This is a genomic window from Sphingobium sp. AP49, from assembly GCF_000281715.2.
Classification (GTDB): domain Bacteria; phylum Pseudomonadota; class Alphaproteobacteria; order Sphingomonadales; family Sphingomonadaceae; genus Sphingobium.
In genome coordinates this window covers 2,299,290-2,325,740 of record NZ_CP124576.1, presented here as the reverse complement: position 1 = coordinate 2,325,740, position 26,451 = coordinate 2,299,290, and the positions used below count along the sequence as shown (strand labels likewise).

Annotated in this window: 22 protein-coding genes; 9 read left to right on the top strand and 13 right to left on the bottom strand. The window is 63.8% G+C overall.

Annotation, left to right across the window (positions count from 1 at the left end; all coding sequences use genetic code 11):
• The 4 genes from PMI04_RS11275 to PMI04_RS11260 all read right to left on the bottom strand — a co-directional run bounded on the left by PMI04_RS11275 (position 1) and on the right by PMI04_RS11260 (position 3,042).
• A complete protein-coding gene (locus PMI04_RS11275) occupies positions 1 to 501 on the bottom strand; it encodes a hypothetical protein (RefSeq protein ID WP_007709426.1) in 501 nt (166 codons plus the stop codon).
• Between the two features lie 21 nt (positions 502 to 522).
• Complete coding sequence (locus PMI04_RS11270; protein ID WP_007709425.1) at positions 523 to 1,050, bottom strand: hypothetical protein; 528 nt, start codon at positions 1,048 to 1,050, stop codon at positions 523 to 525.
• Positions 1,051 to 1,177: 127 nt separating this feature from the next.
• A complete protein-coding gene (locus PMI04_RS11265; protein ID WP_007709424.1) occupies positions 1,178 to 1,822 on the bottom strand; it encodes a class I SAM-dependent methyltransferase in 645 nt (214 codons plus the stop codon).
• Positions 1,819 to 3,042: a DUF3419 family protein gene (locus PMI04_RS11260; RefSeq protein WP_007709423.1), complete on the bottom strand. Its 1,224-nt coding sequence runs from the start codon at positions 3,040 to 3,042 to the stop codon at positions 1,819 to 1,821. Before PMI04_RS11260 ends, PMI04_RS11265 begins: the two co-directional genes overlap by 4 nt.
• Positions 3,043 to 3,174: 132 nt before the next feature.
• On the opposite strand from PMI04_RS11260, the gene PMI04_RS11255 reads away from it, so the two are divergent.
• The 5 genes from PMI04_RS11255 (at position 3,175) to PMI04_RS11235 (ending at position 9,906) form a co-directional block, all read left to right on the top strand.
• Positions 3,175 to 4,167 carry a ligase-associated DNA damage response exonuclease gene (locus PMI04_RS11255; protein WP_007709422.1) on the top strand — a complete coding sequence of 331 codons (993 nt, stop codon included), beginning with the start codon at positions 3,175 to 3,177 and terminating at the stop codon, positions 4,165 to 4,167.
• Positions 4,168 to 4,291: 124 nt separating this feature from the next.
• Complete coding sequence (locus PMI04_RS11250; protein ID WP_007709421.1) at positions 4,292 to 5,887, top strand: cisplatin damage response ATP-dependent DNA ligase; 1,596 nt, start codon at positions 4,292 to 4,294, stop codon at positions 5,885 to 5,887.
• 88 nt (positions 5,888 to 5,975) lie between these two features.
• Entirely contained in the window at positions 5,976 to 7,181 is a 1,206-nt protein-coding gene (locus tag PMI04_RS11245) for a saccharopine dehydrogenase family protein (protein WP_007709420.1), read from the top strand.
• A 106-nt stretch (positions 7,182 to 7,287) separates the two neighbouring features.
• Positions 7,288 to 8,460: a carboxynorspermidine decarboxylase gene (locus PMI04_RS11240; protein WP_007709419.1), complete on the top strand. Its 1,173-nt coding sequence runs from the start codon at positions 7,288 to 7,290 to the stop codon at positions 8,458 to 8,460.
• A gap of 246 nt (positions 8,461 to 8,706) precedes the next feature.
• Positions 8,707 to 9,906 (top strand): type III PLP-dependent enzyme, encoded by a 1,200-nt coding sequence (locus tag PMI04_RS11235; RefSeq protein WP_007709418.1) that lies wholly within the window; start codon positions 8,707 to 8,709, stop codon positions 9,904 to 9,906.
• A 112-nt stretch (positions 9,907 to 10,018) separates the two neighbouring features.
• On the opposite strand, the gene PMI04_RS11230 is transcribed toward PMI04_RS11235, so the two are convergent.
• The 7 genes from PMI04_RS11230 to PMI04_RS11200 all read right to left on the bottom strand — a co-directional run bounded on the left by PMI04_RS11230 (position 10,019) and on the right by PMI04_RS11200 (position 17,943).
• Positions 10,019 to 11,269: a class I SAM-dependent RNA methyltransferase gene (locus PMI04_RS11230; protein ID WP_007709417.1), complete on the bottom strand. Its 1,251-nt coding sequence runs from the start codon at positions 11,267 to 11,269 to the stop codon at positions 10,019 to 10,021.
• Positions 11,214 to 12,614: a bifunctional ADP-dependent NAD(P)H-hydrate dehydratase/NAD(P)H-hydrate epimerase gene (locus tag PMI04_RS11225; RefSeq protein ID WP_007709415.1), complete on the bottom strand. Its 1,401-nt coding sequence runs from the start codon at positions 12,612 to 12,614 to the stop codon at positions 11,214 to 11,216. The genes PMI04_RS11230 and PMI04_RS11225 overlap by 56 nt, the downstream gene beginning before the upstream one ends.
• Positions 12,614 to 12,991: a hypothetical protein gene (locus PMI04_RS11220; RefSeq protein WP_037486316.1), complete on the bottom strand. Its 378-nt coding sequence runs from the start codon at positions 12,989 to 12,991 to the stop codon at positions 12,614 to 12,616. The genes PMI04_RS11225 and PMI04_RS11220 overlap by 1 nt, the downstream gene beginning before the upstream one ends.
• 64 nt (positions 12,992 to 13,055) lie before the next feature.
• On the bottom strand, positions 13,056 to 13,772 hold the full coding sequence (locus tag PMI04_RS11215) for an N-formylglutamate amidohydrolase (protein WP_007709410.1): 717 nt from the start codon (positions 13,770 to 13,772) through the stop codon (positions 13,056 to 13,058).
• Entirely contained in the window at positions 13,769 to 14,611 is an 843-nt protein-coding gene (locus PMI04_RS11210; RefSeq protein ID WP_238535908.1) for a 4-(cytidine 5'-diphospho)-2-C-methyl-D-erythritol kinase, read from the bottom strand. Before PMI04_RS11210 ends, PMI04_RS11215 begins: the two co-directional genes overlap by 4 nt.
• A 37-nt stretch (positions 14,612 to 14,648) precedes the next feature.
• Positions 14,649 to 16,265, bottom strand: coding sequence for a tetratricopeptide repeat protein (locus PMI04_RS11205; RefSeq protein WP_037486313.1), 1,617 nt, complete (start codon positions 16,263 to 16,265; stop codon positions 14,649 to 14,651).
• Between the two features lie 25 nt (positions 16,266 to 16,290).
• Positions 16,291 to 17,943: an electron transfer flavoprotein-ubiquinone oxidoreductase gene (locus PMI04_RS11200; RefSeq protein WP_007709407.1), complete on the bottom strand. Its 1,653-nt coding sequence runs from the start codon at positions 17,941 to 17,943 to the stop codon at positions 16,291 to 16,293.
• Positions 17,944 to 18,104: 161 nt separating this feature from the next.
• Here PMI04_RS11200 and PMI04_RS11195 point away from each other — a divergent pair, with 161 nt between their 5' ends.
• From PMI04_RS11195 to moaB, 3 genes are read left to right on the top strand one after another with little or no spacing between them, the layout of a single operon-like run.
• Positions 18,105 to 18,806 (top strand): uracil-DNA glycosylase family protein, encoded by a 702-nt coding sequence (locus PMI04_RS11195; protein ID WP_037486337.1) that lies wholly within the window; start codon positions 18,105 to 18,107, stop codon positions 18,804 to 18,806.
• Positions 18,803 to 20,590 carry a lytic transglycosylase domain-containing protein gene (locus PMI04_RS11190; RefSeq protein WP_007709405.1) on the top strand — a complete coding sequence of 596 codons (1,788 nt, stop codon included), beginning with the start codon at positions 18,803 to 18,805 and terminating at the stop codon, positions 20,588 to 20,590. The genes PMI04_RS11195 and PMI04_RS11190 overlap by 4 nt, the downstream gene beginning before the upstream one ends.
• Positions 20,590 to 21,117 (top strand): molybdenum cofactor biosynthesis protein B, encoded by a 528-nt coding sequence (moaB, locus tag PMI04_RS11185; protein WP_007709404.1) that lies wholly within the window; start codon positions 20,590 to 20,592, stop codon positions 21,115 to 21,117. The genes PMI04_RS11190 and moaB overlap by 1 nt, the downstream gene beginning before the upstream one ends.
• Before the next feature lie 6 nt (positions 21,118 to 21,123).
• Here moaB and PMI04_RS11180 read toward each other — a convergent pair whose 3' ends face one another.
• The gene (locus PMI04_RS11180; protein WP_007709402.1) at positions 21,124 to 21,636 is read right to left on the bottom strand and encodes a YbjN domain-containing protein; all 513 of its coding nucleotides are present in this window, start codon (positions 21,634 to 21,636) and stop codon (positions 21,124 to 21,126) included.
• Between the two features lie 85 nt (positions 21,637 to 21,721).
• On the opposite strand from PMI04_RS11180, the gene PMI04_RS11175 reads away from it, so the two are divergent.
• Complete coding sequence (locus PMI04_RS11175) at positions 21,722 to 22,789, top strand: PA0069 family radical SAM protein (protein WP_007709400.1); 1,068 nt, start codon at positions 21,722 to 21,724, stop codon at positions 22,787 to 22,789.
• Between the two features lie 5 nt (positions 22,790 to 22,794).
• On the opposite strand, the gene dnaE is transcribed toward PMI04_RS11175, so the two are convergent.
• Positions 22,795 to 26,337 carry a DNA polymerase III subunit alpha gene (gene dnaE / locus PMI04_RS11170; protein WP_007709399.1) on the bottom strand — a complete coding sequence of 1,181 codons (3,543 nt, stop codon included), beginning with the start codon at positions 26,335 to 26,337 and terminating at the stop codon, positions 22,795 to 22,797.
• Positions 26,338 to 26,451: the final 114 nt, after the last annotated feature.

The following is a 26,451-nucleotide window of genomic DNA, read 5'->3' as shown; positions in this document are numbered from 1 at the left end:
TCATTCCGGCTTCTGTCCCATCGCGGCCCTGGCCAGCACGACATTGCCCGCCACCAGCACCATCATCCGGTTGGCGACGGTATCGATGTCATAGGGCCTCTGCGCCACGCTGGCGGCGACATGCTCGGCGACGACGATGGTCATCGCCTTGACGGCTACGGCGCGGGCCGGATCATACTTCCCGTGGGGTTGTGCACAGTCCACCGTGGCGCGCGACTGGTCCGCTCCCTCGGCTTCGATCATGACCCGGCAGAGGATGGCGCGGACCTGCCCTGCGCGGGTGATGCCGACCAAGGCGGCTTTACCATCAGCTCCCATGCTTTGCAGCGTCAGGCTGCCAAGTCCCGTCCCTTCGACCACGCGATGTGCAGATTGCAGCCGTGCCTTTGCGATGGACGCCGAGACCGGAAATGTCGCCGATTGCGGCCCCGATTGCTGCGGCTGGGCGGCATAGATCCCGCCCAGAGCCAGCAAGAGCATGCCATATTTGACGATCGCCACCGCTCGCGGCTCCCGTCCCGATCAGTGGGCGTTCGCCGTCATCCGCTGCATCTCGTCGGATCGCTTCAGCGCCTCCCGCTGCATCCCGCCCAGATTGCCCATGGCGATGGCCGTTTCCTTGGCGTCGACCGACGCCCGATCGAACGGACGCCCGCGCAAGGTCGCCTGGACATGCTCCTCGAACATCGGCGCGCGCAGCTGGTCCTGCGTATTGGCGATGGCCGATGTGCTGTCGCCACCGCCGCAATCGGTGACGACCCGGCTTTCCTCGGGCGTGACCGACGTGACGATCGCTTCGCAGCTCAACATCGGTGCCCAGCTGGCATATTGCATGTTCAGCGTGACGCCCTTCATCGAAGTGCCGCTGCTCCATATCTTGATCTCGCCATCGCCATCCCGGCGCGGCATCGTCGTGCGGCCCTCGGCCAGCATGGCGACGACCTTTTCCTTGGGCAGCGGGAAGAGCGTTGGATCGCCCGGAGTATGATTAACTATGGCATATCCGCCGACGCCCAATACGCCGAGTAAAAGGAATAGCTTCCCACTCATGACCACACCCCCTGCCCCAAGTGATGAGACATTGAATGCAAGACAATATTTGATGAAATCTTAAGAGCTGCGGCAGCACCTTGCGCTCACGCGCATCCTCTTCTCCAGCCGACAAGGTCCGGGATATTCAAACCCTGATCAGGCCGCCGCGCACGGCATAGCCCTTGTACAATGTCCGGACGTGGGGAAAGCCGCCCATATCCTGCGCCAGCCGGTTGATCGCGCCATTAAGTTCGCGCCGCGGTGCCACGTGAAAGCGTGCCAACCAGCCGAACAGCGCCCGTCTCCAGAGCGCTGGCAGTTCGTCCTGCTGGCCGAAATCCACGATCTCCAGCTTGCCGCCCGGCGCCACGCAGCGTGCGGCCTGGACCAGCGCCATCTCCCATTCGGGGATCATCGACAGCGCATAGCTGATGAACACCCGTTCGAAACTCGCCCGCCCGAACAGCGCCTGCGGATCGAAACCGCAGGCATCGCCCTGCGCCAATGTCACCTGATCCGCCATGCCCGCCTTCGCTACCGAAGCGCGCGCCGTATCCAGCATCGCATCGCTGATGTCGACACCATAGAGTTGCGCCTTCGGCCAGGCCTTGCCGACCGCGATCAGGTTGCGGCCGGTACCACAGCCAATCTCCAGCACCGCGCCGCCGGCAGGCGGATCGAGATCGGCGATCAGCCCGTCGCGGCCCAGAAGATAATATTTGCGGGTCAGGTCATATATGTGCCGCTGGTAGCGATAGACCCCGTCCATCAACTGCCCATGGCCGCTCATGCGTCGGCGCCCTTCAGCACATAGAGATGCACGCCGCCATAGATGGCAGACCGGTCGCGGGCCGTATAGTCGCGCGAGGCTTCGGCCCGATAGTCCCAATGGGCCAGCACATCGTCGGCGACCCGGCCGGGCAGGATGCTCGGTTCGCCGGCGGTGCGGAACAGCACGCGGGCGCCGGGCTTGGCCGTCCGCGTGATCTGCGCCCAGAGCGCGTTCAGTTGCTCGTCATCCATCCAATCCTGCGCATCGAGCAGGATGTAGCGATCGCACGATGCCGCTAGCTGGTTGGCAAGGAAATCGGTGAAGTTGATATGCCGGACATCGACCCGCTCGGCCCGATCGCGCACCGCCCGATGATTGGCCGCCTGCAGATAGGGGGGCAACGGCCCCTCGCCGCCTGCATAGCCCCGCCCAAAAGCCTGAACGGCGAAATAATTGTCCTGAAGGTCGAAGTCGCAGGCCAGCTTCTTCAGGCGCGTCTTGAGCACGCTATCCATCCGGTCGTCGCCGGCGAGCGCCTCGAACTGGGCGGGTGGGATGCCAAGGCCAAAGAGCGAGGCGGGCTGGCTGGTCAACCAGCGGACAAAGCCCTTGTCGAAGATCGGCGCCAGTTCGCGCTCGAAGATCGCAAGCTGTTCTTCACGGCTCTGTGCGTCCAGCATCCGCTTGGGGTTCACGCCATGCAGGCGCGCCAGCAAATGCGCCGCGCCGATGAAGCGGCCGAGCAGGCCATGCCTGTAGATACCACGCGCAAAGCCACCGATGCGGCGGCGACCGATCATGTCGCGCCCTTCCCAATAGCGGCGCGTCGCCTCATCCAGATGCGGCGCCACGACCGCGCGATAGGCGGCAATGTTCGCCTTGTCGTCGGCCCGCGCGAAGAAGCGATGGAAGGCAGCATGATCGGGCAGCGTCTGCGCCGCCATCAGCTTCAGCCGATTGAGCGCGATATGGGCGGTGTTGAGGTCGACCGCCGTGATCTTCGCCGGATCAGCGGTCAGATAGGAGAGGACATTGCAGCCGCCCGACGCGATCGTCACCACGTGGCTGTCGGGCGTGATCGCCAGCGCTTCCATGTCGACCGCCGGGTCTTCCCAGATCTGGGCATAGACCAGGCCACGGAAGGCGAAGGTGAAGGCGCGTTCCAGCAGCCCCTGCTTCGACAGATGGCGGTGACGATGCACCGCGTTGGTGACTTTCTTGTGGGCCGATGCGGCCATGGGCTCACTCCTCGCTGCCGGGTCGTTCGGTCGGCCGATAGGGCAGGCGCGTGTCGTGCGCATGACCGCTGGGTTACGCCATGATGACGGCCCTTGCGGAACCGGGACCGCCTCTCCCATCTTCTGCACCTGATGGCGCACTGGATCGAACCCCACCCCACCGGCATCTATGTCCGCCCCGCCGATGCGTGGATCGACCCCTCGCAGCCGCAGGAACGCGCGCTCGTCACCCATGGGCATGCCGACCATGCGCGTGGCGGCCACGGCCATGTCTGGGCCACGCGGGAAACGCTGGCGATCATGGCGCTGCGCTATGGCACGGCCAGCGGCACGGCGGTCGGCTATGGTGAGGAGATCAGGCTGGGCGGCGTCACCATCTGCTATGTCCCCGCCGGCCATGTGCTGGGATCGGCGCAGATCATCCTGGACCATGCCGGCGAGCGGGTGGTGGTGACCGGCGATTACAAGCGGCGCCCCGACCCGACCTGCCTGCCGTTCGAGCCGGTTCCCTGCGACATCTTCGTGACCGAGGCGACCTTCGGCCTGCCCGTCTTCCGCCATCCCGACACCGGCAGCGAAATGGACCGGCTGCTCCATGCGCTTCATGCCAGTCCCGATCGCTGCGTGCTGGTCGGCGCCTATGCGCTGGGCAAGGCGCAGCGGGTGATCTGCGAATTGCGCGCGCGCGGCCATCATGACCCAATCTATATCCATGGCGCGCTCGAACGCATGTGCGCGCTCTACGCGGATTTCGGCGTCGACATGGGGAAGTTGCGCGGCGCGACTGGCGTGCCGGCGAAGGATATGCGCGGCGCGATCGTGCTGGCGCCGCCCTCCGCCCTCAACGATCGCTGGAGCCGCCGCCTGCCCGACCCGATTGCCGCCATGGCGTCAGGCTGGATGCGGGTGCGCCAGCGCGCCCGGCAGCGCAATGTCGAACTGCCTTTGGTCATTTCCGACCATGCCGACTGGGACGAGTTGACCGACACGATCCGCGAAATCGCGCCGAGCGAGACCTGGATCACCCACGGCCGCGAGGAAGCCCTGCTCCACTGGTGCATGACCCACCAATATCGCGCCCGCGCACTCGCGCTCGTGGGCCGCGAGGATGAGGAGGAAGGGTGATGCTATCTAACCCGTTCGCCCTGAGCCTGTCGAAGGGTCTGGCTGAGCGAAGTCGAAGCCACTTGGCTTCGCTCTGCGCTGGGCTTCGACTTCGCTCAGCCCGAACGGTGATTGGGATTGATCCATGAGGCAATTTTCCCAGCTCCTCGACGGCCTCGTCTATACCCGCTCGCGCAACGGCAAATTGGCGCTGATCGCCGCCTATATGCGCGAAGCCCCCGATCCCGACCGGGGTTGGGCGCTCGCCGCGCTGACCGGCAATCTCGACCTCAAGGCGGTGAAGGCGTCGGCCATCGGCGAGATGATCCGCGCCCGCACCGATCCCGTGCTGTTCGAGATGAGCCGCGATTATGTCGGCGACCTGGCCGAAACCGTCGCCCTGCTCTGGCCCCGCGCCCATGATGAACTGGCCGAACTGGACGACGGCTCGCTCAGCCTGTCCGCCGTCATCGACCGCCTCCACACTATCAACCGCGCCACCGCGCCCGATGCACTGGCGCAGATGATGGACCATCTCGACGCATCCGGCCGCTTCGCCCTGTTGAAGCTTGCCACCGGCGGACTGCGAGTAGGCATCTCCGCCCGCCTCGCAAAGACCGGATTCGCCCAGGCCTTCGGCCTCGATGTCGACGATGTCGAACAGGTCTGGCACGCCCTTGCTCCGCCCTACACCGCCCTGTTCGACTGGGCCGAAGGCCGCAGCGCCCGACCTGACCCGGAGGGCACGCCCTATTTCCGTCCCTTCATGCTCGCCCAGCCGCTCGAGGTCGACAGCGTCGACCTCGCCGACTATGCCGCCGAGTGGAAATGGGACGGGATTCGCATCCAGATCGTCGGTACCGGCCCAAAACATGGGGGCGAAACCCGCCTCTACAGCCGCGCGGGTGACGACATCACGGGCAGCTTCCCCGAAATCGCGCAGGCCTTCACCGGCCACGCCGTGCTGGACGGCGAATTGCTGGTGAAAGGTGAGTTTCAGGGGGGCGAGGCCGCCAGCTTCAACGCCCTGCAACAACGGCTCGGCCGCAAGGCGGTCAGCGCGAAGATGATGGCCGATTACCCCGCCTTCGTCCGCCTGTACGACCTGTTGATCGAAGGCGACGACGACCTGCGCGCCCTGCCCTGGACTGACCGCCGCGCCCGGCTTGAAGCCTATACGGCCCAATTAAACCCCGACCAGTTCGACTTGTCCGCCGTCATCGACACGCCCGATTTCGCGGCGCTGGCCGACATCCGCGCCGGCGCCCGCGACGCGGCGATCGAGGGCGTCATGCTCAAGCGCCGCGACAGCCCCTATGTCGCCGGACGCAAGGCAGCGCTCTGGTACAAATGGAAGCGCGATCCGCTGACCGCCGATTGCGTCATGATGTATGCCCAGCGCGGCCATGGCAAACGCTCCTCCTTCTATTCGGACTATACGTTCGGCTGCTGGACGGCGGATGGCGAATTGCTGCCGGTGGGCAAGGCCTATAGCGGCTTCACCGACGAGGAACTGAAATGGCTCGACCGCTTTGTCCGGGGCAATACGGTGAACCGCTTCGGCCCTGTCCGCGAAGTCGAAAAGACGCTGGTGCTGGAAGTCGCGTTCGACAGCATCCATGACAGCAAGCGCCACAAGTCCGGCCTCGCCATGCGCTTCCCCCGCATCGCCCGCATCCGCAAGGACAAGCCGGCAGCGGAGGCCGATACGGTCGAGGGATTGAAGCGTCTGGTCAGCTAAGCGACACTCTGACTTTGCGCTGTCACGCGACGTCCCTATATGGGCGCTTTCGCGCGTCCGGCGCGACCACAGTTATGGAGCAGTTGAATTGAGCAAGGTTCTGGTCATCGGCGCAGGCGGCGTCGGGTCTGTCGCGGTCCACAAGATGGCGATGAACCCTGATATTTTCAGCCACATCACGCTGGCCAGCCGCCGCATCGTCAGCTGCGAGAAGGTCGCCGAATCGGTCAAGAAGCTGGTCGGCGTGGATATCGACGTGGCCCAGGTCGACGCCGACAATGTCGAAGAGACCATCGCCCTCATCCAGAAGGTCCAGCCCAAGCTGGTCGTGAACCTCGCCCTTCCCTATCAGGATCTGGCGATCATGGACGCGTGCCTCGCAACCAAGACCGACTATCTCGACACCGCCAATTACGAACCGCGCGACACCGCCAAGTTCGAATATAGCTGGCAGTGGGCCTATCAGGAGCGCTTCAAGGAAGCCGGCATCATGGCGCTGCTGGGTTCGGGTTTCGATCCGGGCGTCACCAGCGTGTTCGCCAGCTACATCAAGAAGCATCTGCTCGACACGATCGACACGCTCGACATTCTCGACTGCAATGGCGGCGATCATGGCCAGCATTTCGCCACCAACTTCAATCCGGAAATCAACATCCGCGAAGTGACCGCCCCGTCGCGCCACTGGCTGAACGGCGAATGGGTCGAAGGCCCGGCCTTGAGCCACAAGCAGGTGTTCGACTTCGATCAGGTCGGCGAAAAGAATATGTACCTCATGTATCATGAGGAACTGGAAAGCCTCGCCACCCACTATCCCGAGATCAAGCGCATCCGCTTCTGGATGACCTTCGGCGACGCCTATCTCAAGCATCTCGAAGTGCTGCAGAATGTCGGCATGACCCGGATCGATCCGGTCATCTATAATGGCCAGGAAATCATTCCGCTCCAGTTCCTGAAGGCCGTTCTGCCCGAACCGTCGAGCCTGGGTTCGACCACCAAGGGCAAGACCAATATCGGCGACATCGCGACCGGCCAGAAGGATGGTCAGGAAAAGACCGTCTATATCTATCAGGTCTGCGACCATGAGGACGCCTATGCCGAAACCGGCAACCAGGCTGTCAGCTACACCACCGGCGTGCCGGCGATGATCGGCGCCGCCATGATGCTGACCGGCGCCTGGAAGGGAGACGGCGTGTTCAACATCGAGCAGTTCGATCCCGATCCCTTCATGGACATGCTGAACAAGCATGGCCTGCCCTGGCAGGTGAAGGAACTGGACGCGCCGCTGGCCTTCTAAGCGCCCGTACCGTGGAATAAATCGTCATTGCGAGCGTAGCGAAGCAATCCAATGGCGTCCCCTTTGGATTGCTTCGCTGCGCTCGCAATGACGGAGTCATTATTTCATGGAAACCCGCGCCGGCGATCCCGCCGCTTTCGCCCGTTTCGATCTGTATCGCGTCCCCTCGCCCGCCTTCGTCGTCGATGAGGCGGCGGTACGGCGCAACCTGTTGGTGCTGCGCGCCATCGGCGACCGGGCCGGCATCAAGGTGCTGGGCGCGCTCAAGGCCTTTTCCATGTGGTCGCTCGGTCCCGTGCTGGGCGAATATCTCGACGGCGTCTGCGCCTCGGGCATCTACGAAGCGCGCCTCGGCCGCGAGGAATATCGGGGCGAGGTCGCGACCTATTGCGCCGCCTACAAGCCCGACGATCTCGCCGATATCCTCAAGATTTCCGACCATGTGATCTTCAACAGCCCCGGCCAGATCGCCCGGATGAAGCCGGTGATCGATGCCGCCCGCGCTGACGGCCGCATCTTCGACATCGGCCTGCGCCTCAATCCGCTTCACCCCGAGGGTGAGGTGCCTAAATATGACCCGTCACAGCCGCACAGCCGCCTAGGTTTCCCGGTCAACCAACTGCGCGCCGAACATCTGGACGGAGTCGACGGCCTCCACATCCACAATCTGTGCGAACAGGATTTCCTGCCGCTGGAGCGCACCTGGGCGGCGATCGAGCCGCATGTGATGCCCCATGTCGGCGGCCTCAAATGGCTGAACTTCGGCGGTGGCCACCATGTCACCCGCGCCGATTACCAGATCGACGACCTGATCGCCTTCCTTCAGCGGATCAAGGCGCAGACCGGCCTTGAACTCTACATCGAACCGGGCGAGGCGATGGCGCTCGACGCCGGTATCCTGGTGGGCGAGATACTCGACGTGATCGACAATGGCATGCCCGTCGCGATCACCGACATTTCCGCCACATGCCACATGCCCGACGTGATCGAGGCGCCTTATCGCCCCGCCATGCTGCATGAGCCGGAGGAAGGCCCCGTCACGCGGCTTGGCGGCCCGTCCTGCTTGGCAGGCGACATCATCGGCGATTATCGTATCCCCGGCGGCGCCGAACCGGGCGCCCGCATCGCCTTCCTGGATCAGGCCCATTATTCGATGGTCAAGACCAATACCTTCAACGGCGTGCCCCTGCCCGCCATCTGGCTGTGGAATTCCGAATCCGATCAACTCACGGAAATCCGATCCTTTTCATATGACGATTTTAAGACCCGGCTATCCTGAGTTTGATCGGCCGAACCCTGTTTGCAGGCGTTAATCGGGCGGAAAGTATCTTCCGCCCGACCGAAATCTCGTTTCTTTTCAACACTCCACCCAAGCTCACGCACGTTTCGTAGCAGGCTGCGCAACAAAATTGAGATGTGCGCTTTACAGGGGGGACCCCTCCGCATATATCGACCGTCCGCTGCCCCATGGGACTTCCACCGCAAGGCAGCTTTTCGCCCTGAACTACACTGGAGGTCCCTTGAATTGCACAAGCATCCTAGCGCGCTGGGGGTAGCGACCACCCTCACACCGGCAGCACCGGTAACGCTGATTCGCCCCGAAGCCGCCGCTCGGGCCGCCCGCTTCTTTACGGAGAAGTTTCCGGGCCGCTCGCTCTATGCGGTCAAGGCGAACCCGTCTCCTGATCTGATCCGCACGCTATACGCATCGGGCATCACGCATTTCGACGTGGCCTCGATCGCGGAAGTGCGCCTGGTTGCCGAGACGCTGGCTGGTGAAGATGATGTCAAGCTCTGCTTCATGCACCCGGTCAAGGCCGAGGAAGCGATCGCGCTGGCTTATCATGAATATGGCGTGCGCACCTTCTCGCTCGACACGATCGAGGAGCTGGAAAAGATCATGCGCGCTACGGGCGACGCGACCGATCTGGAGCTGTGCGTGCGTCTGCGCGTCTCATCCGAACATTCGGAACTCAGCCTCGCGTCGAAGTTCGGCGCCGAACTGGGCGAAACCCGCGAACTGCTGATGGCCACCCGCCAGGCGGCCGACGCACTGGGCATTTGCTTCCATGTCGGCAGCCAGGCGATGAGCCCCCAGGCCTATAGCGATGCGATCGAACGCGTGCGCGCCGCGATCGTGGACGCGGCCGTCACGGTCGACATCATCGATGTCGGCGGCGGCTTTCCGTCCATCTATCCGGGCATGGAGCCGGTCGCGCTCGAAAATTATTTCGAGGCGATCCATCGCGGTTTCGAGAGCCTGCCGGTCAGCTATTCGTCGGAACTGTGGTGCGAGCCCGGCCGCGCGCTGTCGGCCGAATATAGCTCGATCATCGTGCGCGTCGAACGCCGTCGCGGGACCGAACTCTACATCAACGACGGCGCCTATGGCGCGCTGTTCGATGCTGCGCATATCGGCTGGCGCTTCCCCGTCGCGCTGCTGCGCGAGGATGAGAGCGAGGAAGAGCTGGAAGGCTTCTCCTTCTATGGCCCGACCTGCGACGACATGGACCATATGGTCGGCCCGTTCATGCTCCCGGCTGACGTGAAGGTCGGCGACTATATCGAAATCGGCATGCTGGGCGCCTATGGCGCGGCGATGCGCACGGGCTTCAATGGCTTTACGTCGGAATCGACGATCGAAGTCTCCGACGAGCCGATGGCCAGCCTTTATGCCGAAACGATTCCGGCGCGCCGTCGCGCAACTGTCATCAAGCTGGGCTAACCCGGGCACCGCTCCCCTTGGGAGAGGGTGCCTGGTCCCGGCCGGTGACAAGACTGCGGACCAATATACCTAGATCCCCCGCCGCGCCTCCCCCCTCCGCGGCGAGGGATTTCTATTTTGCGCGATGGAATATCCCAACCAGTTCGACATGGGTCGACCAACGGAACTGGCCCACCGGCTTCACGCGCTCCAGTACATAGCCGCCTGCAATCAGATGGGCGGCGTCCCGTGCGAAACTACCCGGATTGCAGGACACATAGGCGATCAGCGGCACGCTGGACTGGGCCAGTTGCATCACCTGTTCGCGCGCGCCCGCCCGCGGCGGATCGATGACGATGGCGGTGAAGCGGTTTAGTTCATCCGGCGTCAGCGGTCGGCGGAACAGGTCGCGATGATCGGCAGCCATGCGCCGCTGGGCACGGTTGGCCGCGAGCTTCAAGGACAGGACCAGATCGCGCGCGCCCTCCGCCGCATAGACCGGGCGATCGCGTCCGATCGCCAGGGCAAAGGTACCCAGGCCGCAGAATAGATCGGCCACCGCCCCAGTCGACGGCAACGCCTCACGCACCGTCGCCACCAGCGCCTCTTCGCCATCCGGCGTCGCCTGCAGGAAGGCATAAGGCGGAAAGCCGACAGCCACGCCACCAAAGCTGACCGTCACCGGCTCTGGCTCCCATCGCGTCTCCAGACCGTCCCCCTGGTCGATCGTCAGCCGGGCAAGCGCATGATTGCGGGCAAAATCTCCCAGCGCTTCATCGGCGGCCAATCCCTCGATCTTGATCCCTTCCACCAGCAGGTCCACGCCCTGGTCGGTAAGCGACATGCGCACATGGGCGGCACGCTTATCGGGCAGGCAGGTCAATAGCATGGTGCGCAACGGCGCGAGCAACGCAAAGAGGCGCGGGTCCAGTATTTCGCACATGGCCAGATCGACGAGCACATGACTGCCCTGCTCGGCAAAGCCAAGCGTGATCCGCTTGCCCTGCCGCGCAGCACGCAGCGAAGCCCGGCGACGGGTTTGGGGCGGCGAGATATGGGCGGGCAGCACCCTCGCTGCGACCACACCCTGCCCGGCCAGCGCACCAACGACGCGGGTGGTGACGAAATCCGTCAGGCTCGGCTCGTCGAGCTGCTGCAGTTCACAGCCACCGCAACCAGGAAAATGGATGCAGGGCGCATCGACATGATGCGGCCCTCGCAGCACCGTACCGTCGGGCGCGACATGGTCACCGGGCGCCACCAGCGCGAAATGTCGCCCATCGGCGGTAACGCCATCACCCTTGGCGGCGATGCGGAGGATTAGATTGTCATCTTGGTTCACAACGGCTGCCGATAGCCGCTGGCAGCCGCGCAAGCAAATCATCCGCGACAAAGGCGGGGCCAGCCCTGCGCGCAGCCTCGCCATGCAGCCATACCGCCTCGCATGCCGCCCGAAACGGATCAGCAGTAACAGCCAGGCGAGCAGCCGCTATCCCGGCCAGCACATCTCCCGTGCCGGCGGTGGAAAGCCAGGACGAACCGCTCCGCGTCACCGCCGCCCGACCGTCGGCCGATGCGACGATGCTGTCCGCGCCCTTGTAGACGACGACACCCGCCACCTGCTGCGCCGCCGCCAGCGCACGGTCGATCTTGCTGCCGGGCAGATCGCCGAACAAGCGGACAAATTCCCCTTCATGCGGCGTCAGGATTGCGCCGGCCGGTATGCGCATCCGCCCGCCCTCCGCCAGCAAGGATAGCGCGTCGGCATCGATGACCATCGGGCGCCCCGCATCCAGCGCCCCGTCGAGCCGTCGTCGCGCATCGCCATCCCGCCCCAACCCTGGCCCGATCAGCAATGCGCCGATGCGGGGATCGGCTATGGCATCTGCCAGCGCGCCGGCATCCACCAGCGTCTCCCGGACGATGGCAAGCGGACCGAGCGGGCAGGGTTGCGCATCATAACGACGAACCATGCCCGCCCCCGCATGTGCCGCAGCGGCCGCCGCCAGCATGCTGGCTCCAGGCATAGCGCCGCCGATCACGGCGACCAGTCCACGGCTGTATTTATGGAGTTGGCGCCCCGGCGCGGCAAGGTGCGGAGCGGCCAATTCATGAATCCGGTCCGGCACGCCGATCCCGATATCGGCACAGACCAGCCATCCCATATGCGCCGCCGCCGGCTGCAGTAGATGCGCAGGCTTGAACGCACCAAGCGCGATGGTGCCGGTAAAATGCGGCAGGGGAGACAATATCGCGCCATCATCCGTGCCGACACCGCTCGGCAGGTCGATCGCATAGCTGTGACTGGCCTGCGCGACCAAGGCACCGAGCCGTGCGGCCACCGCATTGTCCAGTCCGCGTGTCAGACCGGTTCCGAACAGCGCATCGACCAGTTGGCTCGCCGGCCTCGCATCCATGAAAGGCTCCACCGGCCCAGGCCAGGCCGCCCGCGCCCGCTGCGCAGCCATTGTCCGGCTTTCCGCCAGTGCCGCCACCCGCACCGGAACACCCCGTTCCGCCAGTAACCGCGCAATCACAAAACCATCACCGCCATTGTTGCCTGGCCCGCACATAAGCAACATGTCGCGTCGGTGACCCGCCCGCCAGATGATCTCTGCCGCCGCCGCACCTGCGGCCTCCATCAGCTCATAGGGATCCGCGCCGGCATCAAAGGCGTGCTGTTCGGCCGCGCGCATCCCCACCGCCGTCACTATCGCCATCCCCGGCATCAAGGTGCGGCGTTTGCGACCGTGGCCGGCAATCGATAGCGATCAGGGCCGATCGCCACCTCGATCCGCCGATCGGCAATGATTGTCAGTTTCGCACGTTCGGCCCCATCGGCCGACACCAGTCCGCGCCCGTCCGTGACGATCCGCAATCGGCGGAAGCCGCCATCGGGATGGCGCAGTGTCAGCAAGTCGCCGGCGCGATCGATCCGGCAATCATGCGCCCATCCGCCATCAACGCCGATCGCACAATCCGCGTTGCCATCATCGATTTGGGCTGTGGCGTTGGGGCCATCGCTTGCATCGCGCCCCTTATCGCTGCATGCCGCAAGGGATAGGCATGCCAATCCGATCAACCGGCCCATCATTCCCATTGCCATGCCTCACGCTCCCTATGCCCCAGCCTGGTATAATCGCATATTGGCCGGTGACCACCGCCGTCAGTCACGCCAACCGATTGCGGCACTCCAGCACGATCGGACCGATCAAGTCGGCAAAGCGCCGTTGCCCGGCGACATCGGCGACCAGATCCTGCCGCATCTCTATGCCCAGATAGGGAATACCGTTGGCTTCGGCATGGCGGTTCATCGTAGCATTGAGCAATTGGCCCGAATAGGGCTGCTGATCGCCGACCATAAGCCCCGCCGCTTGCAGCAACGGAATGGCGATGCGCGCGGCGCGATCATCCTCGTTGTAAAGAATGCCGATCTCCCAAGGCCGTTTCTGCTCCGGATCACTTGCCAGTTGTGGGGTAAAACTATGCACTGACAGGATGAAAGGCGACGTCATGCCGGCAAGCCGATGTTCAACCTGGTGATGATAGGGATGATGGAACCGGATCAGACGTGCCAGCAAATCGGCGTCGCGATTGCCGGGTATAGAATGGCCGTCACTCATCACCGGCAGCAGGCCGGGGGCAGTTTCCTCGCGATTGAGGTCGATCACCAGACGCGATACGCCTCCGAATATGGCGCTGCAGCCCAGTTGTTCGGCCAGCAGCCGACTGACCTCGGCAACGCCGATATCGATCGCGACATGATTGCTCAACAGCGTGGGATCGATACCCAGATCGATATCAGGGGGCACATGGGCCGACGCATGATCGGCAACGATCAGCAGGTCGAGCCCGCCCGCGTGCAACTCGGTGAAGGCCTCGCTCATACCGTCCTGATCCTCGTTTCCATCGTCCACCAGCCTGGATGATCCCGGCGCAGCCTGTCTGCCGCCAGGCCCATGTCCGCTGTCGTATCGAAGAGCGCGAAGCAGGTCGCGCCCGAGCCCGACATCCGCGCCAGCCGCGCCTGACTGCCCCGCAGCGCAGCCAATATGTCGCCAATCACGGGAGCAAGCGCCCGCGCCGGTGCCTCAAGGTCGTTGCGCCCGGCCTGGACCAGCGCCTCCATGCTGCTGGCATCCAGCGCTCCGCGATCGATCCTGTCCCAGCCGGCAAAGACATCGGCCGTCGAAACCCCCACCCGTGGGTTGACGAGCAACAGGGGCCGTCCCGCCAGGCCGACCGGCTCCTGCGGCTCCAGCACCTCTCCCCGCCCTCGTACCATCTGCGTCACGCTCGCAAGGCAGGCCGGCACGTCTGAACCCAGCGAAAGGGCCATCGCCTGCAGGTCGACTTGAGCCAGATCGATCGCCCAGAGCCGCGCCAGCAACCGCAGCGTGGCAGCGGCATCGGCGGACCCGCCGCCAATGCCCGATGCCACCGGCAAGCGTTTGTCGAGCAAAATGTCGGCACCCCTCCCCACGCCCGCAGCCATCTGGAGCGATCGGGCGGCGCGCAACACGAGATTATCGTCATTCGCATCGAGCAGGCTACCGAATGGCCCATCCATCACCAGCGTCAGACCACCATCTTCACGTGCGCGCGCATGAAGCACATCGCCGTCTTCGGCGAACATGAACAGGCTTTCCAGGGCATGGAAGCCATCGGGCCGTTTCGCCCGGACATGCAGTGCCAGGTTGACCTTGGCATATGCGATTTCAATCATTTGGGTATCAAAGCTCATTAAATTTATCATATTGAGCTCATGGAGCGGCATATTCCGGCTTCATGCCTTCTCTGGTCTTTGCGTCCAGACGGGTGATCGCGGCGCCTTCCGCCACGGCCAATGCCGCGCGCCAGGCATAGCGCGCCTCATAACGACGCCCCACCACCCAGAGCGCATCCCCCAGATGCTCGTTGATGGTGGGATCGGCCGGAGCCCCCGCCGCCGCGCGTTCCAGCACGGGAACTGCGGCCTTGGCATCGCCGGTCACGAATTGCGCCCACCCAAGCGAATCCGTGATCGACGCATCCTGCGGCTTGAGCGCACTCGCCCTTTTCAGCAGTTCCAGTGCGGCATCCACATTTTGCCGCCTTTCGATCTGGGCGTAGCCAAGATAATTGAGCACAACTGGTTCGCGCGGTGCGATCTTCGCCGCGCGCTCGAGTACAGCGCGGGCCTCATCCCAGCGCTTTCCCTGCTCCAGCGCGCTTCCCTCGAACAGCAATAGTGCCCAAGGTACGACATCGGGCGCATAGTCGGCCTGGGCAGCGTGAAAAGCCGCTGCGGCCCCATCATAATCCGCCATATCCGCGAGCAGTCGGCCTAACTGCACCTGTTGCTCCGCACCCGCCCCCGGTGTCGCCGCCAAGGCCCGGGCAAGCACGATCGCGCCGTCCTTGTTCCCGTCAGCCGCGAGCGCATCGATCAGTTCGGCCTGGCCCAGTCGGCCGTACCAGCCATTGACCGGCACTTTCCGCGCTTCTTGCGCGGCGTAGGCGGCATAACCGCCGCCGACCAGCAGGCGGGCTGCGACGATATGGGCTTCCGCACCCGAAGGATCGGCGAAGGTTGCGATCCTGGCCAGGCGAATGCCCAGGGCCGCGCCGGTCTGGTCTGAAGCGATATCGATCGCCAGGCGCGACAGCAGGCGGCCAAATCCCTGGCCTGGACTGATCGGCGCACCCGCCACCCCAGCCTTTTTGCCCCGCAGCAAATCCGTGCGGGCCTTGACGAAACGCGCATCGCCTTCCGGCAAGAAGTCGAGCGCTGCCGACCTTTCACCATGAGCCGCCAACTGGCCCGCAAAGGTCACGCGCAGGGCGGCATCATCCGAGCTCCGCAACGCGACCGCACGGCGCATCGCGACAATTGCGCCAGCGATATCTCGCTGCATGATCGCCTGAAGGGCGACATGTTCATCCAGATAGCGGGCAGCCAGTGCCCCAAAGCGGTCCTTGCCGTCGATCACCGGCGCGGCATAGCGCCGGTCGCCCAGCGAAATCCAACTGCGTATGATCGGGGCGAGAAAAGCGAAATTCCCCTCCTCGACCATCCGGTCCGTCAACTGCTGCGCCCCGCCCCAGTCCTTGCGGCCTAGCGCGGCGCAAATGCGCAACAGGGTTCCGTCCCGCGGCAGCGCGCCGGCCTGATCCAGCAACGCCGCAGATTGCATGGCCAGCGCCATGTCGCCGCTCTCAAGGGCCTGCGCATAGGAGCGGCGCGCAATCTCCAGCCGTGCCGGATCGTCCGCCAGTGCGGCGCGGTAGCTTGCCACCGCAATCCCCAGCGCGCCCTCGCCATCGGCGAAGCGCGCCCGGGCATAAGCATGCAGCGCCGTATCGGGATCGACCGACGCGCCAGCCATGGCTGGCGACATCAGCAGGACAATGGGGATCAGGCGCTTACATGTTCGGATAATTCGGTCCTCCGCCGCCCTCGGGTACGACCCAGTTGATATTCTGGGTCGGATCTTTGATGTCGCACGTTTTGCAATGGACGCAATTCTGCGCGTTGATCTGGAACCGGGGATCGCCCTCTTCCAGCCCGACCACTTCATAAACGCCAGCCGGACAGTAACGCTGTGCCGGCTCGTCATAAAGGGGCAGATTGTAGGAAATTGGGATCGACGGATCCTTCAACTGCAGATGGACCGGCTGGTCCTCCTCATGATTGGTGTTCGACAGGAACACCGAGGACAGACGGTCAAAGCTGATGACGCCATCGGGCTTGGGATAGGCGATCTTCTCGCACTGGTCCTTGCGCCAGATCTTCTCATTGTCCGGCTTGTGCTTCAGCGTGAAGGGCAGGCCGATCTTGAGCGTGCGCATCCACATATCGATGCCCGCCAGCAAGGTGCCGATGGTATTGCCGAACTTCGCCAGCAACGGTTCGGCATTCTTCACCAGCTTGAGTTCGTCGGCGATCCAGCTCGACCGCAGGCGATCCTCATAATCATGCAGCACATCGCGGGCGCGCTCGTTCTGGATGGCCTCGAACGCCGCCTCTGCCGCCAGCATGCCCGATTTCATGGCGGTATGACTGCCTTTGATGCGCGGCACGTTCACGAAGCCGGCCGAGCAACCGATCAACGCGCCGCCGGGGAAGACCAGCTTCGGGATCGACTGCCAACCGCCCTCGTTGATGGCGCGCGCGCCATAGGATACGCGGCGCCCCCCTTCCAGGAACTTGCGAATTTCAGGATGCTGCTTCCAGCGCTGGAATTCCTCGAACGGATAGAGATGCGGATTGCGATAGCCCAGCCCTACAACGAAGCCGAGGGCGACCTGTCCATTGGCCTGATGATATAGAAAACCGCCGCCATATGCGTCGGTTAACGGCCATCCCTGACTATGAATGACAAGGCCAGGCTGATGCTTGGCAGGATCGATGTCCCACAATTCCTTCATGCCCAGGCCATAGACCTGCGGCTCGCAATCGGCATCCAGTTCAAACTGGCGCTTGAGGATCTTGGTCAGATGGCCGCGCGCGCCTTCGGCAAAGAAGGTGTATTTGGCGTGCAGTTCCAGCCCCGGCTGATAGTCGCCCTTGCGTTCGCCATCGCGGGCGATGCCCATGTCGCCGGTGGCCACGCCTTTCACGCTGCCATCCTCATTGTAGAGGATCTCAGCGGCGGCAAAGCCTGGGAATATCTCGACGCCAAGACCCTCGGCCTGTTCAGCCAGCCAACGGCACAGATTACCCAGCGAACCGGTATAGGTGCCCTTATTGTGCATCCAGCCGGGGGTCAGGATATGCGGCATCGCGATCTTGCCGGCCTTGGTCAGCAACCAATGCTGGTTATCGGTCACCGGCACATCAGCGAGCGAACAGCCCATCTCGCGCCATTCGGGGAACAGTTCGTCCAGCGCCCTGGGATCGACGACCGCGCCCGACAGGATATGGGCGCCGATTTCCGACCCCTTCTCCAATACGCAGACCGCCAGTTCCTGCCCCGCATCATTCGCCAGTTGCTTCAGCCGGATCGCTGCGGACAGCCCGGCCGGTCCCCCGCCGACAATGACGATGTCATAGGGCATCGATTCCCGTTCGCTCATAATCCCTCCATGAAGGCGCCAGCGGGATCGTGCCCGTCCATCCAGTCGCCTTATTACTCCAACGTTTTGACATCTCACGCGATGAAGATTCTTGACCCCCGCGTCAACCTCTGGCCCAAGGGCAAATGATGCGGGGAATTGAGCGGGACTTTGAAGCCGGGATGCCGCACGCCTATTTGGCGTGGTGGGCATTGGCGGGGGTAGACGGCGCCGTAGCGGAAGCGCCGGTGAACTGGCTGCGGCTGGCTTCTGCGCGGTCCCCGGGCTTGGCCGGTGCCGCTGCACCGATCGCGCCGCCCGCTCCCGACAAGCCCAGGACGCTCGACGCCTTTCTTTCCTGGCTTGCCACGGATTCGGCCCAGCCCGAACGACGCTGGCCCGGCCAGCCGATCCTGCCGACCGGCCCGGCCCGGGCGCCGCTGATGGTGATCACCGACATGCCGGATCTGGCCGATGCTGGCGCCGGCACGCTGTTCGCGGATCGCGCCGGCGTTCTGTTCGATGCCATGCTACGCGCGATCGGCCTCAGCCGTGATGCGATCGCGCTGGCATCCCTGTTTACCGTCCGCCCGCCCGGCGGCATGGTGGAAGCCAGCGACCTTGCCACCGTTGCCGATCGCATGCGCCTCCACGTCCATCTTGCCGCACCCCATCGCCTGCTGCTGCTGGGCGACAGGACAATCCGTGCCCTGCTTCCGACCGGATCCGTGCCCGACACGTCCGGTTTACACCCCTTTAACCATGACGGCGGCATTGTGTCCGCCGTTGCCACATTCCATCCCCGCCTGCTGCTGACACAGCCGGCTGCGAAGATCGAATGCTGGCACGCCCTGCAAAGCCTGATCGAGGAACATCATCCGTGATTCGCGCCGCGACCCGTTTATCCTGCCTGGCCCTGACGTCGCTTGCGGCGGCCCTTGGCGCTCCCGCCCATGCCGAAACGGCCAATACGCTGCCACAGATTCCCACCAGCGCCGCGCCGGCGTCGCCCCTGCACCTGTCCGACGGCGACAAGGCACGCTACAGCGCCATCTTCGCAGCCCTGCGCGACCAGAAATGGCCCGATGCCAAGGCGATGATCGTCGCACTCGACGCGCAGGATGCCCTCCGTCCAATGGCCCTGTCCGAATTGTATCTCGCCAAGGGCTCGCCCCGGGTCGAACTGTTTGAATTACTGGACCTCATCAACAAGGCGCCTTGGTTGCCCAAGGCAGATCAACTGTCGCGCCTGGCGCAAAAGCGCGGTGCGACCATCCTCCCCACGCTGCCGCAGGTGCAGAAGATGGTGTGGCTCGGCGCTGCTCCGCGCCGCCAATATGTCACCGGCACCAAGACCGATATCCTGGCCCAGGCGTTGTCCGGCCAGATCCAGACCTTCGTGAAGAATGATGATCCCGCCGGCGCGGAAGGCTTGCTCGCCGCCGGCGAGGCCGGCCTGACCCCCGAAGGCCTGACCGAGGTGCGCCAGCGCGTGGCCTGGGCCTATTATATCGAAAGCGATGATCTCAATGCGCGCCGGCTGGCGGCCAAGGCGCTCGAAACCCGCGCCGGGGGCGACTGGACGGTGCAGGCGCACTGGACCACCGGCCTGGCCGCATGGCGTCAGAATGATTGCCGCGCGGCTGCGCCGGCCTTTGCCAACGTCGCCGCCCTCGCCGCCAACGACGATATGCGGGCGGCCGGTGCTTATTGGGCATCGCGGGCCTATATGGTCTGCGGCGAGGCCGAGAAGGTCGAGAATATGCTCAAGGTCGCGGCGCGATCGGACGAGACCTTCTACGGCTTGCTGGCACGCGAGACGCTCGGCATGCCCCTGGGCGGCGCGCCGATGGCTGCTCGCTTTGGCGATGGCGAATGGCGCCAGCTCAAGGACAGTCCCAATATCCGCAGTGCGATCGCGCTGGCCGCCATTGGGGAATTGGGCCGCGCCGACGAAACCTTGCGCTATCAGGCCAAGATTGGCGGAACCGCGCAATATGATGCGCTGCTGCGTCTTGCCAGCGCGCTTAGCCTGCCCGAAACCCAGCTGTGGCTGGCCCATAATGGCCCGGCCGGTAAGCAGCCCGACAGCTTTGCGCGTTTCCCGGCGCCCGATTGGCGACCGGATGGCGGCTGGCGCGTCGATCCGGCACTGATCTATGCCCATACTCTGCAGGAATCCGGCTTCCGTTCGGATGTGGTGTCCAGCGCCGGCGCGCGGGGCCTGATGCAGGTTCGTCCCGGAACGGCCGGCGACGTGGGCTTGGCCAACGCATCCCAGTTGTTCGTGCCGTCGACCAATATGGAATATGGCCAGCGATATCTGGAATCGCTGCGCGACATGAGCGCGACCGGCGGACTCCTGCCCAAGGTCATGGCCGCCTATAATGCCGGGCCTTTGCCGGTGGAACGCTGGAACAGCGAGGTGAAGGACAAGGGCGATCCATTGCTCTTCATCGAATCGCTGCCCTATTATGAAACCCGCGCTTATGTGAACATCGTCATGCGCAATTACTGGATGTACCAGATCCAGGCGAAGGGCACGGCCGACTGCCTGACCGGTATGGCGCAGGGCCTGTGGCCCACCTTCCCCAACGCCAAGGGCGTGAAGCTGGTGCGTCTCAGCAAGGCCGATGGTCGGGCGATGATCGCCGGCGGCTCCGACTGATGCCGATTGACGAAGCGCGCGTATTCCTGCCGGTTCGCATCGCCATTCTGACCGTTTCCGATACCCGTAGCCTTGCAGATGATCGCTCCGGCGACACGCTTGTCGAACGCCTGACCGGTGCAGGCCATATCCTCGCCGATCGGCTGATCGTCACCGACGATCGCAGCGCCATCGTGGCCCGCCTGCATGCCTGGATCGATGATCCGCAGATCGACGTGATCCTGACCACCGGTGGTACCGGCGTAACTGGCCGCGACGTCACGCCCGAAGCGCTGGCCCAGGTGCAGGACAAGCCAATTCCCGGCTTCGGCGAGCTGTTCCGATGGCTCAGCTACCAGTCGATCGGCACCTCGACCATTCAGTCGCGCGCCACCGCCTGTGTCGCGCGCGGTACCTATATCTTCGCCCTGCCCGGCTCGACCGGCGCGGTGCGCGATGCTTGGGACGGCATTCTCGCCAGCCAGTTGGACAGCCGCTTTCGCCCCTGTAACTTCGTCGAACTGATGCCACGCCTTACCGAGCGATAATCCCGCCTATTTCTCGAGCGTGGGCGCAGGATTTTCCTTGAAGAACTTGCCCAGCTCACCCAGCATCACCGCCCACCAATCGACCACATCGGCGAAATTGTCCTGGTTCAGCCCTCCGATGGTGCTCACATCGTAGGCAACGTCCAGCGTCTTGTCGTCGGCGATCGACATCTGGATGAAGCGTTTGGACTGGTTCCATTTATTGGCCAATTCCGGCGTATTGCCGCCATCATCGGCGAAATTGATCGCGAATTGCAGCGAATTGCAGTTCGCCGCCTTTTCGCAGCCATAGAAATAGACCGTAAAATTATAGCCGCTTGCCGCGCTCTCGATCATCGGATTGCCGCTCGACTTGTTCTTGGTGAGCGCCGCCTTGTATCCCGCCCCTTGCAGCGCTTCGACCACGGATTGCGGCCGGCTCGCACAGACGAGATTGGCGGCGCAATCAGCCGGCGGCGTAGCGGCAATCGCTCCGCTCGCGGATAGCATCAGCATCGGAAGCAGCCAAAGAGCACGCATGATATCTCCCCCGTTTTCAAGGGTTCAGCCATGACGCCCCCAAAGCGGCCTTGTCAATAAGTTCATGATATGTTCTTATTGCTCCATGGCAGCCATTTCGGGACGCGGCGCAACGCATAATCAGGCCAGCAGGCGGTTCAACCTGGCGGCGCGCGAAGCGGACGGCGACTGGCTCGATGCCATCGAGGCGATCGACGGACCAGCGCATAAGCTGCGGACCAGCGTCTCGCTGATCACGCCCCGTACCATCATCTCGCGCAACGCGTCGCCCGACATCGCCTTTTCCCAGTCCATCAATGCTTATGCCGGTTGCGAGCATGGGTGCATCTACTGCTTTGCAAGGCCGACCCATGCTTATCATGACCTGTCTCCCGGTCTCGATTTCGAGACCATGCTGTTCGCCAAACCCGATGCCGCCGCACTCTTGCGGAGTGAATTGTCCCGCAGGAGCTACATAGCCGCGCCGATCGCGATGGGCACCAATACCGACCCCTATCAGCCGATCGAAAAGGATTGGCGCATCACCCGCCAGATATTGGAAGTGATGGTGGAATGCCGCCATCCGGTCTTCATTACCACCAAGTCGGATCGCATAGTGCGCGACATCGACCTGTTGGCTGATCTGGCACGCGACAATCTGGTCGCGGTGATGATCTCGGTCACCACGCTCGACCCACGGATCGCCCGGACGCTGGAGCCACGCGCGCCCCATCCCGAACGGCGCATCGCCGCGATCACTCGTCTGGCCGAAGCCGGAATCCCGGTGTCAGCGAACATGTCGCCAATCATACCGGCGATCAACGACCATGAGATCGAACAGATGGTGGCACGGCTCGCCACCGCTGGCGCGCGCGACGTCAACTATATCCTTGTACGCCTGCCGCATGAGGTTGCGCCGCTGTTCCGGGCCTGGTTGGACGTTCATTATCCCGATCGCGCCGCCAAGGTGATGGCCTTGATCCGCGACATCCGCGGCGGCCGCGACAATGATCCGGACTTCGGCAGTCGGATGCGGGGCCAGGGCGTCTGGGCTGACCTCACCCGCACCCGTTTCACCAAGGCCCGCCGCAAGGCCGGCCTCGGGCAGGAACGGATCAACATCCGCGCCGACCTGTTCCGGCCTCCGGCCGGCGCACAGATGCAGTTATTCTAGGACGCTCATCCGACCAGGCGCAGCACGGAACGTCGGTTACGGGCGCGATAGCCGTCCGACTTTGCCTCCATGCGCTTTAAGCTATGAACGATAATTCCTTGAATTGCGCCGATATCATCGACCTGATCTGCACCCAGGGTAAAATCGTCGCCTAGAAAGACCCGCGCCGCCTGACCATCACCGATCGGCGCCCGCACGAAGACTTCGCAGCGTCCGCCGCGACTGCGCGACAATATGCCCGCCAGCGTCTCGATCGCGCCCGGCGCCTCGACATCGAGCACCAGTTCCATGCGGGAGGCATTGGCAATCTCGCGGAAGGGTTCGACCCGCCGCACCGTAACTCGCGGCGTTTCTTCACCCGGCAGGCGATCCAGTTCGACATGCAGCAGGGCGCAGTCACCTTCTCGGGCCATTTCCTCGATCTGCTTGCAGGCATCCTCGTCGAAACAGCTCGCCTGGAACTGGCCACTCTGGTCGGAAAAGGTCGCGTTGGCATAGCGGGCGCCGCGCCGCGTCTCGCGCCAGCGCACATCCTCGACCATCGCCGCCATGATGCCCATCACGCGCCCTTCGGCGTTAGGCATGCCCATCGGCTGCGAACAGATTTCGCCATAGCTTTTTGCGCCGCGTGCGTCAGCCAGATGACGGAAACGATCGACCGGATGCGCCGAGAAATAGAAGCCGAAGGCATCCTTTTCCTGCGCCATGCGGTCCGACACGGTCCACGCCTGGTGCGGCGGAATGCGGACATCGGCATGGGGCGTCTCGACATCACCGAACAGGCCGCCCTGCCCACTCTCACGCGCCTGCGCCGCGCTCGCCGCAACGCTCAGGATGGTTTCGGCGGCGGCATGCACCCCGGCCCGATCGGCATGGATGGTATCGAACGCGCCGGCAGCGGCCAGGCTTTCAAGCTGGCGCCGGTTGAGCAGGCGCGGCTCGATCCGGTCGGCCAGATCGTCCAGACTCTTGAACGGCCCGCTGGCCGCGCGCTCGGCGACGAGTTGCTCCATCGCCTTCTCGCCAACGCCCTTGAGGCCACCCAGCGCATAGCGCACGGCAAAGCCCAGGCGTGGATCGTCCCCCTCGAACGGCACCGCCTCGACGGTGAAGTCCGCCTCGCTCCGGTTGATGTCGGGCGGCAGGCAGGTCATCCCCATGCGCCGCATATCGTCGACGAAAACGGTCAGTTTTTCCGTGAGATGGATATCGAACGCCATCGACCCAGCATAGAATTCGGCCGGATAATGCGCCTTGAGCCACGCCGTCTGATAGGCGAGCAGGGCATAGGCGGCGGCGTGCGACTTGTTGAAGCCATAGCCGGCGAACTTGTCGATCAAGTCGAACAGTTCATTGGCCTTGGCCGGTTTGATGTCGCTTCTGGCGCAGCCTTCGACGAAGCGCGAACGCTGCGCGTCCATCTCCGCCTTCACCTTCTTGCCCATGGCGCGGCGCAGAAGGTCGGCGTCGCCTAGGCTGTAGCCGGCCAATATCTGCGCGGCCTGCATCACCTGTTCCTGATAGACGAAGATACCATAGGTTTCTTCGAGGATCGGTTTCAGCAGGATGTGTGGATATTCAATCTCTTCCTGGCCATTCTTGCGGCGCCCGAACATCGGAATATTGTCCATCGGGCCAGGGCGGTAGAGCGACACGAGCGCGATGATGTCGCCGAAATTGGTCGGGCGCACGGCGGCCAGAGTCTTGCGCATGCCTTCGGATTCCAGCTGGAACACGCCGACCGTATCGCCGCGCTGAAGCAGGTCATAGACCTTCGTGTCATCCCAGGCGAGCGTGTCGAGATCGACGGTAACGCCGCGTCCCTTGAGCAGTTGCACCGCCTTCTGCAGCACCGACAGCGTCTTGAGGCCAAGAAAGTCGAACTTGACCAGGCCCGCGCCCTCGACGAACTTCATGTCGAACTGGGTCACCGGCATGTCGGATCGCGGATCGCGATAGAGCGGCACCAACTGGCTCAGCGGCCGGTCGCCGATCACCACGCCGGCCGCGTGGGTGGAGCTGTGGCGTGGAAAGCCCTCCAGCTTCATCGCATAGTCGATCAGGCGCTTGACCTGATTGTCATTGTCATATTCCGCCTTGAACTCGGCGACGCCGTTCAGCGAGCGTTCCAGCGTCCAGGGATCGGTCGGATGGTTGGGCACCAGCTTGGCCAGGCGATCGACCTGGCCATAGCTCATCTGCAGCACGCGGCCGGTGTCCTTCAGCACGGCGCGCGCCTTCAATTTACCAAAGGTGATGATCTGGGCCACATGGTCGACGCCATATTTCTGCTGGACGTAGCGGATCACCTCGCCACGCCTTGTTTCGCAGAAGTCGATGTCGAAGTCGGGCATGGACACGCGTTCCGGGTTCAGGAAGCGCTCGAACAGCAGGCCCAGTTGCAATGGGTCGAGATCGGTGATGGTCAGCGCCCAGGCGACCAGCGATCCGGCGCCCGAACCACGGCCCGGTCCGACCGGAATATCATGATCCTTGGCCCATTTGATGAAGTCGGCCACGATCAGGAAGTACCCAGGAAATCCCATCTGGATGATGATGTCGGTCTCGAACTTCAACCGGTCGAGATAGGGCTGGCGCCCCTCATCGCTCGTGATGTCCAGCTTCTCCAGACGCGCGTCGAGGCCCGCACTGGCCTGCTCGCGCAACATCCGCGCCTCACCCTCGATATCGCCGGCAAGGCTCGGCAGGATCGGCTTGCGCTTGGGCGCCATCACCGCGCAGCGCTGCGCCACGACCAGCGTGTTGGCCAGCGCTTCGGGCAGATCCTCGAACAGCCGCTTCATCTCCGCCGCCGGCTTCATCCAAGCGTCGGGTGAACTGGTACGGCGATCGGGCGTCTCGACATAGGCGCCATCGGCAATGCACAGCATCACGTCATGCGCCGCGTGGAATTCCGGCTCGGCAAAGCAGGTCGGGTTCGTCGCGACCAGCGGCAGGTTACGGTCATAGGCCAGGTCGAGCAGATGCGGCTCCGCCTTGCCCTCGACCGGATCGAGCCTGCGGCAGATCTCGACATAGAGCCGATCTGGAAACAAAGCCTGCAGCCGGTCGGCATAGGCGAGCGCGGCGTCGGGCTGATCCTCGGCGAACAGGCGGGCAATCGCCCCTTCCCCGCCGGCCGTCAGTGCGATCACGCCGTCGGTCCGCCCTTCCAACATGTCGAGCGTGACATGCGGCACTTCCTCCAACGGCCGGTCGAGATGCGCCATAGAGACGAGCGCGCAGATATTGTCGTAACCGCCGGCATCCTGGGCATAAAGGGCGATCCAGTCATGCACCGCCGGCGCATTGGACGGTCGGCCCGGCCGCGCCACGCCCAGCATGGCGCCGACGATCGGCTGCACGCCCTCACCCTTGCAGCCGTCGGAAAAGGCCATCGAACCATAAAGGCCATTGCGATCGGTGATCGCCGCCGCCGGAAACCCCAGAGCCTTGGCCTGCTTGGCGATCTTCTTGGGGTCGATCGCCCCTTCGAGCATGGTGAAGGACGAAAAGATACGCAGCGGTACGAAGGCAGAATGGGACATCGCGTCAACCTAACGACACGCGCGTTCACGCGCCAGTCCCGGCCTACGAAAAGCTGTGGACAAAAGAGCACCACTTGTCGCTTGCCAAGGACTGTGCTTGCTGATCCTATCGCC